This is a genomic window from Knoellia aerolata DSM 18566 (genome assembly GCF_000768695.1).
GTDB lineage: Bacteria > Actinomycetota > Actinomycetes > Actinomycetales > Dermatophilaceae > Knoellia > Knoellia aerolata.
Genome location: NZ_AVPL01000088.1, coordinates 1 through 10504 on the forward strand (window position 1 = coordinate 1; position 10504 = coordinate 10504).

Here is a 10504-nt window from a genome sequence, read left to right on the forward strand (position 1 = left end):
CTGTCCGCGCCTGCGCCGCGGCGCCGCCGGCCCGGCGTCACCCTGCTCCCGCTCGTCGCGACGCTGGCGATCACCGGCGGGCTGTTGTGGCTGCGCGGCGCGGCCAGCGAGCAGATCGACCACGTCGCCGGGATCATCGCCGTCGACGGCGGTCACCCACCGCTGCCCGCCGACGCCTCGACGACGCGGCTGCTGCCGGCGCCCCAGGCACCCGCCGGCACCGACGGCTACGCCCTGCTCCTCACCACCTCGACCAGCGTCGCGGCCTACGACCCGTGTCGGCCGCTGCACCTCGTCGTCAACACCGAGGCCGCGCCGCCGACGGCCGCGAGGATCCTCGACGACGCCATCGCGATGGTGGCACCCGCCGCCGGGCTGCGCATCGTCGTCGACGGGGCCACCGACGAGGTGGCCGCCACGGACCGGGAGCCGATGGACCGCGGGCGCTACGGCAACCGGTGGTCACCGGCGCTCGTCGCGTGGACGACACCGGAGCGCGTGCCGCTCCTCGAGGGGAACACGGCCGGTGTGGGCGGCAGCGTCGCCGTGAGCGACCGGCTCGGCCGGCTGCACAACGTCTCGGGGATCGTCCACCTCGACGGGCCCGAGCTCACCGACGTCAGCCGGAGCAGGGGCGGCCACGCGCTCGCCGTGGCGATCGTCGCCCACGAGCTCGGGCACCTGCTCGGCCTGGACCACTCCGAGGACGAGGACCAGCTGATGTTCGCCGAGAACTCCGGCCAGACCCGGCTCGGGGACGGCGACCGGCGGGGACTGGCCGCCCTGGCGAACGTGCCCTGCCGGCGCGAGTTCTGACGCGGTGCGCGCGTCGGTCAGCGGCCGCGCTGGCGCGCGTTCCAGTCGCGCATCCGCTGCGGGTAGCCGGTCTGGTTGACGTCGTAGGTCGGGAGCTGCAGCTCGGTCGCGATCCGGAACCCGTCCTCGCGGGAGGCCACGGCCCGCCGCGTCCACTCCCCGTCGTGGGCGATGAGGATGACCGTCGTCGCCGTGACATGCGTGGCCGGCTCGACGAACGCCTCGACACCACGCCGGCTGGAGGCGAACTCGGTGAAGTGCTTCCGGGCCCGGCGCGCGTCGTCCTTGGAGGGCGCGGCGGACCCACCTGAGGTCCGCCCACCCTTTCGCCGCCTCCACCACGCCATGCGGACACGATACGGGCGAAGGTTGAGAACGAACCGAGGGTTCGCTGGACACGCGGGAGTGCGCGAGGGAGCGCCAGGGCGTGCGGACGGCATACGGCATCGGTGGTGGGCGGCGGCCAGACCTCGTGTGACGGGCGACACGGTGCAGTGATTGGATGGGCGGCACTGGCGCTCGGTCGGCGAGACCGCTCGGCGTGCGCCGCCCAGCGAGCAAGGGAGCAGCAGCGATGCCGGCCACCGCCGAGGACACCTACGACGTCGTCATCCTGGGGGGCGGGAGCGGCGGCTACGCGTGCGCCTTCCGCGCCGCGGAGCTGGGCATGCGGGTGGCCCTCGTCGAGAAGTCGAAGCTCGGCGGCACCTGCCTGCACGTGGGCTGCATCCCGACCAAGGCCCTGCTGCACGCCGCCGAGGTGGCCGACACCGCCCGCGAGGGTGCGCAGTTCGGTGTGCGCAGCACGCTCGAGTCGATCGACATGGCCGGCGTCAACGCCTACAAGGACGGCGTCGTCGGCCGCCTCCACAAGGGCCTCCAGGGCCTGGCCAAGGCCCACGCGGTAGACATCGTCGAGGGCGAGGGCCGCCTCGTCGACCGCTCCACCGTCGAGGTCGACGGCCGGCGCGTCACCGGACGCCACGTCGTCCTCGCCACCGGGTCCTACCCGAAGACCCTGCCCGGCCTCGAGATCGGTGGCCGCGTCATGACGAGCGAGCAGGCGCTCCAGCTCGACCACGTCCCCGACCGCGTCGTCGTGCTCGGCGGCGGTGTCATCGGGGTCGAGTTCGCCTCGGTCTTCCGGTCGTTCGGCTCGGAGGTCACCGTCGTCGAGGCGCTGCCGCGGCTCGTCGCCGCCGAGGACGAGGCCGTCTCCAAGGTCCTCGAGCGGGCCTTCCGCAAGCGCAAGATCACCGTCAAGGTGGGCGTGAAGTTCACCGGCGCCACCCAGGCGGGCGAGGTCGTCACCGTCTCGCTCGAGGACGGCACGACCATCGAGTCCGACCTCCTGCTCGTCGCCGTCGGTCGTGGCCCCGTCACCGACGGTCTCGGGTACGAGGAGGCCGGCGTGACCCTCGACCGTGGCTTCGTCACGACCGACGAGCGTCTGCGGACCGGGGTCGAGGGCGTGTATGCCGTGGGCGACATCGTGCCCGGGCTCCAGCTCGCGCACCGCGGCTTCCAGCAGGGCATCTTCGTCGCTGAGGAGATCGCCGGGCTGGCTCCCGCGACGATCGTCGAGTCGACGATCCCGCGCGTCACCTACTGCAACCCCGAGATCGCCTCCGTGGGGCTCACCGAGGCCCAGGCCCGGGAGGCGCACGGCGAGGTCGAGACCTACGAGTACAACCTCGGCGGCAACGGCAAGTCGCAGATCCTCCAGACCCAGGGGTTCGTCAAGCTGGTCCGCACCAAGGACGGCCCCGTCGTGGGCGTCCACATGATCGGCGCCCGGATGGGCGAGCAGATCGGCGAGGCCCAGCTCATCGTCGGCTGGGAGGCCCACGCCGAGGACGTCGCTCCGCTCGTCCACGCGCACCCGACGCAGAACGAGGCGCTCGGGGAAGCCCATCTGGCCCTTGCAGGCAAACCCCTGCATGCTCACAACTAGAGTTCTAGAACGCCACCGTCGTGAAGGAGAACTGACACCATGTCCGAACGTGTGACCATGCCCGCCCTCGGCGAGTCCGTGACCGAGGGCACCGTCACCCGGTGGCTCAAGAACGTCGGAGACCAGGTGGAGGTCGACGAGCCCCTGCTCGAGGTCTCGACCGACAAGGTCGACACCGAGATCCCCTCCCCCGTCGCGGGGACGCTGCAGGAGATCCTCGCCGAGGAGGACGAGACCGTCGCCGTCGGCGCCGACCTCGCCGTCATCGGTGACGGTGCCGCCCCCAGCGGCGGCGACACCGCCCCCGCCGAAGAGTCCGCCTCCGCCTCCGCCGACGACACCGCGGACGCGGCACCGGCCGCCGAGGACAACACCGGCCAGACCGGTGACGGTGACGCCGTCGACTCCCCGTCCGACCAGGACGCCGTGACGCAGGCCGGCGACGAGGGCGGCCAGGAGCCGGCCGAGCCCCACACCGACGAGGCGCAGGACGCCCCCGCCGACTCCGCGCCGGCGCCCTCCTCGGGCGACAGCGGCGGTGGTGGCGGCGGCGGCACGACGGTGACGATGCCCGCGCTCGGCGAGTCCGTCACCGAGGGCACCATCACCCGCTGGCTCAAGGCCGAGGGTGACGAGGTCGCCGTCGACGAGCCGCTCCTCGAGGTCTCCACCGACAAGGTCGACACCGAGATCCCCTCCCCCGTCGCCGGCACGCTGAGCAAGATCCTCGTCCAGGAGGACGAGACCGTCCCCGTCGGCGCCGACCTCGCCGTCGTCGGTGGCAGCGGGTCCGCGGACTCCGGCTCGGACGAGGGCGCGCAGGCCTCGCAGCCGGCCGAGCCCGCCGAGGAGAAGCCTGCGGTCGCGCAGAAGGAGCCCGAGGCTCCCGCCGCGCAGAAGGAGCCCGAGGCTCCCGCGAAGCAGGAGGAGCCCGAGGCCACTGCGAAGCAGGAGTCCGCTCCCGCCAAGGACGAGCCGGCCGACGAGCCCGCGAAGCAACAGCAGGTGGCTCCGGACGAGCCCGCGCCGTCCGAGGGCAAGGTCGCGCAGGCGACCGCACCGGCGCCCACGACCGGTGGCTCCGACGACGCGTCCGCCTACGTCACACCGCTCGTGCGCAAGATCGCGTCCGAGAACAAGATCGACCTCGGCACGGTCAAGGGGACCGGCGTCGGTGGACGGATCCGCAAGCAGGACGTCCTCGCCGCGGCCGAGGCTGCCAAGGCACCGGCTCCGAAGGCGGAGGCCGCGCCCGCCGCGGCGCCCGAGAAGCCGGCGGCCGCCCGCACCGGAGCCGGTGGCGACACCGACCTGCGCGGGACGACCCAGAAGATGAGCCGCCTGCGCAAGATGATCGCCACGCGCATGGTCGAGTCGCTCCAGAACTCGGCCCAGCTCACGACGGTCGTCGAGGTCGACGTCACCAAGATCGCGCGGCTGCGCGACCGCGCCAAGGCCGACTTCGCCAAGCGGGAGGGCACCAAGCTCAGCTTCCTGCCGTTCTTCACCGTCGCGGCGATCGAGGCGCTCAAGGTCCACCCGACCGTCAACGCCAGCATCGACGGCGACACGGTGATCTACCACGGCAGCGAGAACATCGGCATGGCCGTCGACACCCCCAAGGGCCTCATCGTCCCGGTGCTCAAGAACGCCGGCGACCTCAACATCGCCGGGCTGTCGCGCAACATCGCCGACCTCGCCGAGCGGACGCGCACCAACAAGATCACGCCGGACGACCTGGCGGGTGGCACCTTCACCATCACCAACACCGGGTCGCGCGGTGCGCTCTTCGACACCCCGATCATCAACATGCCGCAGGTCGCCATCCTCGGCACCGGCGCGGTCGTCAAGCGTCCGGTCGTCGTCAAGGACTCCGACGGTGGCGAGACGATCGCGATCCGCTCGATGGTCTACCTGGCCCTCTCCTACGACCACCGCATCGTCGACGGCGCGGACGCGGCGCGCTTCCTCGGCACCGTCAAGGAGCGGCTCGAAGAGGGCGCCTTCGAGGCGGACCTGGGTCTCTGACTCCATGACACAGCGCATCGCCGTCGCAGGCTCGTCCGGACTCATCGGCGGTGCGCTGTGCCGTTCCCTGCGGGAGCGCGGGGACGACGTCGTCCGACTGGTCCGGCGACCGCCGGAGCACGCCTCGGAGGTCCAGTGGGACCCTTCGACCCGGCACCTCGACCCCGCGGTGCTCGACGGCGTCGACGCGGTCGTCAACGTCGCGGGCGTGAGCATCGGGGCCCGCCGGTGGACCCCCGAGTTCAAGGCCGAGCTCATCTCCTCGCGCACCGACGGCACGACCGCGCTCGCGACGGCGATCGCGGCCACCGGCCGGCCGATCCACCTCGTCAACGGGACTGCGGTCGGCTACTACGGCGACCGCGACGACGAGGTCCTCACCGAGGAGAGCGAGGGCGGCTCCGGCTTCCTCGCCGACCTGGTGCGCGCCTGGGAGGGCGCGACCGAGCCGGCGCGTGCCGCCGGCGCCCCCGTCGCCCTCCTGCGCACCGGCATCGTGCTCGCGCCGACCGGTGACGCCATCAAGACGCTGCTCCTCCTCACCCGGCTGGGGCTGGGTGGGCCGTTGGGCGACGGCCGGCACTTCTGGCCGTGGATCACCCTCGCGGACGAGGTGCGCGCCATCGAGCACGTGCTCGACGAACGGCTCGAGGGGCCCATCAACGTCACCGGCCCGGAGCCGGCGCGACAGCGTGACATCGTCGCCGAGATGGGGCGCCAGCTGCGTCGCCCCACCTGGCTCCCGGCGCCCACGTTCGCCCTGCGCCTCGTCGTCGGGGAGATGGCCGGGGACATCGTCGCGAGCCAGCGTGCGCTGCCGAACCGACTGCGGGACAGCGGTTTCGAGCACCACCACCCCACCCTGCCCGACGCCGTTCGCTGGCTGCTCGCCGCACGCTAGGCGGACCTGACGTCCCTGACCCGCCACCCCGACCCGGTGCGGACGAGGTCGAGGAGCACGGGGGCCGCCGACGTCGCCGGACGCGGCTCGTCCCCGCGCGGGCCGCGGACGACGTGCGCCCCGGTGTCGATCCTGGCGCGGACCGTGACCACGTCGGCGTCCTCCCCGACGACGCTCGCCTCGCGAACGACGAAGGTCAGGCCGACATAGCGCTGCCGTGCCCGCTGGACCCCCGCGAGGACCTCGGTGTCACGGGCCAGTGCCGGCGAGCCGGGCGCATCGACCTCGACGAGACGGGCGGCGATCCCCGTCGCCCAGGCGTCGGCCCGGGCGGCCGCGAGGGCCCGGACGAGACCGACCGGGTCGCGCACGGGAGCGTCCGCGACCAGCCGGAGGTCCGGCGCGGGCGCCGGTGAGCGGCTCGACGCCTGCGACGCTCGCGGTGCGCTGGACGGCTCGCTCTCCCCCAAGCCCCCCACCCACGACACGGCGGCGACCGCGAGGGATACGACCGCGACGACGGCGACGGCGGCTCCAGCCCACGTCCGCGTCCGGGCGAGCCGGTGGCGCAGCGCCACCCAGCCCACCCGCCCGAGACGGCCAGCCCATCCAGCCCGTCCGGACGTGCCCCCGACCGCCTCGGCCCGGGCCGCCGCGCGGATCCGTCGGGTCAGGAGGCTGACGTCGTCACCCCCGCCCGCCAGGAGCAGCGGCTCCGCCGGGGCACTCTCGAAGAGGGCGAGCGCCAGCTCGTCGGCACCCGGTCGCCCCTCGGGGCGCAGACGCAGCGCGCCCTCCACCGCCTCGACGAGTGCCCCGGGCAGCCCCGGCACGAGGTCGCCCAGGCGAACCCGCACCCCGGCGAGGTCGGGGGCGTCGCCGGTGAGGCAGAACCAGGCCAGCGCGCCGAGCGCGTGCACGTCGGACGCGGCCGTCGGCACCGCACCGAGGACGACCTCCGGTGCCACGAAGCCCTCGGTCCCGCGGGCCTCGGCCGAGCGCTCCCCCGCGATCCGGGCCACCCCGAGGTCCGCGAGGAACGGCCGCCCGTCGAGGTCGAGCAGGACGTTGTCGGGCGAGACGTCGCCGTGCACCACCCCGGCCGCGTGAAGCCGGGCCAGCGTCGACGCGATCGGGCTGAGCACGGTGACGACCTCGCCCGCCGCCAGGTGCCCGCGCGCCCGCACCACCGACCCGACCGTGCCACCGGGCAGGTGGTCGAGGACGAGTGCGACCTCGCCGGAGGGCAGCGCGACCGCCTCGTGCAGGCGCACGAGGTGTGGGTCGGTGATGCGTCCGAGGACCGCGAGCTCGACCAGCGCGTCGTCGGCGTCGGTCGCCGGGACGACCTTGATCGCCACCGGGTCGCCGGACGGGGCGGTGGCCGACCACACGGTCCCCGACCCTCCCCGCGCGAGCGGACCGACGACCTCGTAGCCGGCCACGCGGGGAGCGTCGTGGTCCACGGCCCGGTGGCGGCCGGCATACGTCGGCGGAGCGGTGAGGCGGGCGGTCTCCATGACCTCACTGTGGCCGAGCCCGGCGACGCACCCGCCGGGTTGTCCACAGGCTCAGCCGAGGCGCGCTCCGGCCGATGCCACCCCGAGCCAGGAGTGCGGGTTGCCGTCCCAGCACCAGCCGAGCTTGGGCGCGCGCTCGCTGATCCACATCGCCGGAACCCGTCGGTCGCCACGCCGCGAGCCCGAGAGCATGAAGCACCGGTTCTTCTCGAGCAGGTGCGGGGCGTGGGTGACCACGGCGACGCCCTCGTCGATCGTCAGCGGAGTCCGCCCGCGGCCCCGGATCACCGGCAGGGCGTCCTCGGGCGTGACCCCGCAGAACTCCTCACCGCGGTCGACGTCGACGAGCAGGTAGGCGCCCACGTCGGGCACCGCGAGCTCCGGCAGCGGGTGGTAGGTCGCGAGGTCCCCGGGCGCGTGGTTGCGGTCGACGACACCCGGCTTGCGGCCACCGACGAGGCGGAGCAGCGGGACCGTCGTCGCCGGGTCGACGAGCGCGCGCGTGACGACGACGACGTATGCCGTCCGCCCCGGTCGGTCGTCCGGCCTCGCCTCGTCGAGTCGGTGAGCCTCGACGGCGAGCGGCGCGAGCAGGTCACGGAACCCGCTCTCCCCCATGCCGGCCAGCGTCGGGTACCCCATCGTGACGAGCCGGTCGACCTGCTCCTCGAATGACATGCGTTCTCCCTGTGCGTAGGCGGCGGAGGGTCAACGCGCGGTCGGCCGTCGGCGTTCCCCCGAGGGCTCGGCCATCGGCCCGGGTCAATAGGGTGCAGGTCATGCCTGCCGACCAGCCGACGATCCTCGCGACCTCGGGCGGCTACCGCCCCGCCCAGCGCACCCACCTCGAGTTCGACGCGCTCGTCCACCACGCCGTCGAGCTGTCCGGGGTCACCGGACGGCGGCCGCGGGTCACGGTCCTCGGGACGGCCAGCGGGGACCAGCGCTTCTTCAACGACCACCTCCACCAGGCCGCCCGGGTCGCCGGCTTCGAGCTCTCGACGCTCGACCTGTTCCCCATGCCCAACCACGACGACGTCCGGGGGCACCTGCTCGACCAGGACGTCGTCTGGGTCAACGGAGGGTCGGTCGCCAACCTCCTCGCCGTCTGGGCCGTGCACGACCTGGGCCCCTCCCTGCGGGTGGCGTGGGAGGCGGGTGTCGTGCTCTCCGGGGTGTCGGCGGGGTCGATCTGCTGGTACGTCGGCGGCACGACCGACTCGTTCGGTCCCGAGCTGCGCGCGGTGACCAACGGCCTGGCGCTGCTCCCCTTCGGCAGCGGTGTCCACTACGACTCGGAGGCGCGGCGACGCCCCCTCGTCCACGCGCTCGTCGCCGACGGCACGCTCCCGACGACGCACTGCACCGACGACGGGGTCGGGCTGGTCTACCACGGCACCGAGCTCGTCGAGGCGGTCTCGGAGCGCGACGGGAAGGGCGCCTACGTCGTCACCCGGGACGGCGACCGGGCCGTCCAGGAGCGCCTCGAGCCACGGCGGCTCGCCAGCCCCTGACGGGTGGTCACCGGAAGTGGTCGGCCGTGTCCTGCACCCGGTCCCGGTAGGCCTGCCACGACGCGGCGTCCTTGTCCGGCAGGTTGGAGACGTCCTCGCGCAGGCCGGCCGTCCCGTCCACGAGCTCACGCACGATGTCCATGTGACCGGCATGTCTCGCGGTCTCGGTGACGACGTGGACGAGGAGGTGGTGCACCGGCACGTCGCGGCCACGCTCGCCCCACCACGGGACCGTGCCACTGGCGTCGCCGTCCAGGTCCGCGACGACCGCGTCGGCGTGTGCGGTCACTCGGGAGTAGAGGTCGAGGATCGACTGACGCGACTCGTCCGCGGTCGCCCACATGTCGAGGTTGTCCTCGGAGCCCTCCTCCTCCATCTCGGCGTACCACGAGGGCAGGTCGGGGACCGGGCGCCCGAGGCACTCGCCGAGGTAGCCCGCCTCCACGCCGGAGAGGTGCTTGACCAGGCCGAGCAGGTTGGTCCCGGTCGGTGTCAGTGGTCGGCGGACGTCGTACTCGGACAGCCCGTCGAGCTTCCACACCACCGCGCCGCGCAGCGTTGTGAGGTAGCGGACGAGCACCGCCGTGGCGTCCTCGGGCACGTCACACCTCCTCGGCGTGGCCGGGCCGGGTGCCGGGCGTGATGACCTCGACGACCCGCTGCCCCTCGGAGCTGAGCCGTGCGGCGTCGATGACGGCGAGGGTGTGGACGGCGTCGTGCGGGTCGACCGGCATCGCGGCCTGCGGGTCGGCGGCGGCCAGCGCCGCCCCGACGGCCCGGTAGAACTCGACCGGGCTCGCCGGCGTGGTCGGCACCGGCTCCCGCTCGGTCTCGCGGTACAGCCAGCCGCAGTGCTCCGGGTCGGCGTCGGCCGTGTCCGGGAGGACGTTCGCCTCGCCGTTGAAGTCGTTCTGGACGTATGCCGCCCCACGCCCGAGCAGGCGGACCCGCGGCCCCGGCGCCCCGGACAGGGACGTGGCACCCAGGTGGCTGACCACTCCGGAGTCGTGTCGGCAGACGAGGAAGGCGTCGTCCTCGGACGTCGTGCTGTGGGCCTCGATGGTCGCGAAGACGGTGGAGACCGGCCCGAAGAGCCGGACCGCCATGTCGATGAGGTGCGAGTGCAGGTCGAGCAGGATGCCGCCGCCCTCGCTCGCCGGTGCGTTCTCGCGCCACCGGTCCTTGGCCACCGGCCGCCAGCGTTCCCACCGCAGTTCGCACCGGAACGGTTCTCCCGCAAGGCGATCGGAGACGACCGTCGCGAGGGTGGCGAACTGGTGGTCGTAGCGCCGGTTCTGGAAGACCGTGAGCGGCACGCCCGCCCGCTCGGCGGCGTCCACGAGCGACAGCGCGTCGTCCGCGTTGACGGCGAGCGGCTTGTCGACGACGCAGGCGACGCCCGCCTCGATGACCCGCTGGGTGTGCTCGAGGTGGCTGCCCGTCGGGGTCGCGAGGACGATGACATCGAGACCCTCGACCTGGAGGAGCGCCTCGAGGTCGTCGACCACCCGCGCCTCCGGGACGTCGGCGGCAACCTCGGCGCGGCGCTCGGGGTTGGCGGTGGCCACGGCGGCCAGCTCCAGCCCCGCGTCGCGGATGAGCGGCGCGTGGAAGTGGCGCCCTGCCGATGCGTACCCTGCGAGACCGACTCTGACCATGGCTGGACCCTAGTGCGCGGCCGGCGCCCGGGGGACGAACGCCTCGTCCGCCGAGTCGCCCCCGGCGCCCCCGGTGTCCCCGGCGCCCCCGTCGTCGGCGGCCCCGTCGTCGG

At 73.7% G+C, this 10504-nt stretch carries 10 protein-coding genes; 5 read left to right on the top strand and 5 right to left on the bottom strand.

Annotation, left to right across the window (positions count from 1 at the left end; translation table 11 throughout):
• The coding region (locus tag N801_RS17835) for a matrixin family metalloprotease (protein WP_052113283.1) at positions 1-816 on the top strand (816 nt) is incomplete at its 5' end.
• Positions 817-833: 17 nt separating this feature from the next.
• Here N801_RS17835 and N801_RS17840 read toward each other — a convergent pair.
• Complete coding sequence (locus N801_RS17840) at positions 834-1163, bottom strand: hypothetical protein (RefSeq protein WP_035940628.1); 330 nt, start codon at positions 1161-1163, stop codon at positions 834-836.
• 227 nt (positions 1164-1390) lie between these two features.
• Between N801_RS17840 and lpdA the strand changes: the two genes are divergently transcribed.
• The 3 genes from lpdA to N801_RS17855 are packed head-to-tail and all read left to right on the top strand — an operon-like array spanning position 1391 to position 5699.
• The gene (lpdA, locus tag N801_RS17845) at positions 1391-2770 is read left to right on the top strand and encodes a dihydrolipoyl dehydrogenase (protein WP_035940630.1); all 1380 of its coding nucleotides are present in this window, start codon (positions 1391-1393) and stop codon (positions 2768-2770) included.
• 39 nt (positions 2771-2809) lie between these two features.
• The gene (sucB, locus tag N801_RS17850; RefSeq protein ID WP_035940632.1) at positions 2810-4798 is read left to right on the top strand and encodes a 2-oxoglutarate dehydrogenase, E2 component, dihydrolipoamide succinyltransferase; all 1989 of its coding nucleotides are present in this window, start codon (positions 2810-2812) and stop codon (positions 4796-4798) included.
• A 4-nt stretch (positions 4799-4802) separates the two neighbouring features.
• Positions 4803-5699, top strand: coding sequence for a TIGR01777 family oxidoreductase (locus tag N801_RS17855; protein WP_035940633.1), 897 nt, complete (start codon positions 4803-4805; stop codon positions 5697-5699).
• On the opposite strand, the gene N801_RS17860 is transcribed toward N801_RS17855, so the two are convergent.
• Entirely contained in the window at positions 5696-7219 is a 1524-nt protein-coding gene (locus N801_RS17860) for a serine/threonine-protein kinase (RefSeq protein ID WP_035940635.1), read from the bottom strand. The two genes, N801_RS17855 and N801_RS17860, sit on opposite strands and share 4 nt — an antisense overlap.
• A gap of 51 nt (positions 7220-7270) precedes the next feature.
• Entirely contained in the window at positions 7271-7897 is a 627-nt protein-coding gene (locus N801_RS17865) for a DUF5701 family protein (RefSeq protein ID WP_035940637.1), read from the bottom strand.
• 101 nt (positions 7898-7998) lie between these two features.
• On the opposite strand from N801_RS17865, the gene N801_RS17870 reads away from it, so the two are divergent.
• Positions 7999-8733 carry a Type 1 glutamine amidotransferase-like domain-containing protein gene (locus tag N801_RS17870; protein WP_035940638.1) on the top strand — a complete coding sequence of 245 codons (735 nt, stop codon included), beginning with the start codon at positions 7999-8001 and terminating at the stop codon, positions 8731-8733.
• 7 nt (positions 8734-8740) lie between these two features.
• Here the strand turns inward: N801_RS17870 and N801_RS17875 are convergent, their stop codons facing one another.
• Together N801_RS17875 and N801_RS17880 are read right to left on the bottom strand one after the other, a co-directional pair.
• Positions 8741-9334 carry a DinB family protein gene (locus N801_RS17875; RefSeq protein ID WP_035940639.1) on the bottom strand — a complete coding sequence of 198 codons (594 nt, stop codon included), beginning with the start codon at positions 9332-9334 and terminating at the stop codon, positions 8741-8743.
• A gap of 1 nt (position 9335) precedes the next feature.
• Positions 9336-10391 carry a Gfo/Idh/MocA family protein gene (locus N801_RS17880; RefSeq protein ID WP_035940641.1) on the bottom strand — a complete coding sequence of 352 codons (1056 nt, stop codon included), beginning with the start codon at positions 10389-10391 and terminating at the stop codon, positions 9336-9338.
• Positions 10392-10504: the final 113 nt, after the last annotated feature.

Coding starts and splice junctions, on each gene's coding strand:
- N801_RS17880 (WP_035940641.1), bottom strand. CDS start 10,391: ATGGTCAGAGTCGGTCTCGCAGGGTACGCATCGGCAGGGCGCCACTTC.
- N801_RS17870 (WP_035940638.1), top strand. CDS start 7,999: ATGCCTGCCGACCAGCCGACGATCCTCGCGACCTCGGGCGGCTACCGC.
- N801_RS17865 (WP_035940637.1), bottom strand. CDS start 7,897: ATGTCATTCGAGGAGCAGGTCGACCGGCTCGTCACGATGGGGTACCCG.
- N801_RS17855 (WP_035940633.1), top strand. CDS start 4,803: ATGACACAGCGCATCGCCGTCGCAGGCTCGTCCGGACTCATCGGCGGT.
- sucB (WP_035940632.1), top strand. CDS start 2,810: ATGTCCGAACGTGTGACCATGCCCGCCCTCGGCGAGTCCGTGACCGAG.
- lpdA (WP_035940630.1), top strand. CDS start 1,391: ATGCCGGCCACCGCCGAGGACACCTACGACGTCGTCATCCTGGGGGGC.
- N801_RS17840 (WP_035940628.1), bottom strand. CDS start 1,163: ATGGCGTGGTGGAGGCGGCGAAAGGGTGGGCGGACCTCAGGTGGGTCC.
- N801_RS17860 (WP_035940635.1), bottom strand. CDS start 7,219: ATGGAGACCGCCCGCCTCACCGCTCCGCCGACGTATGCCGGCCGCCAC.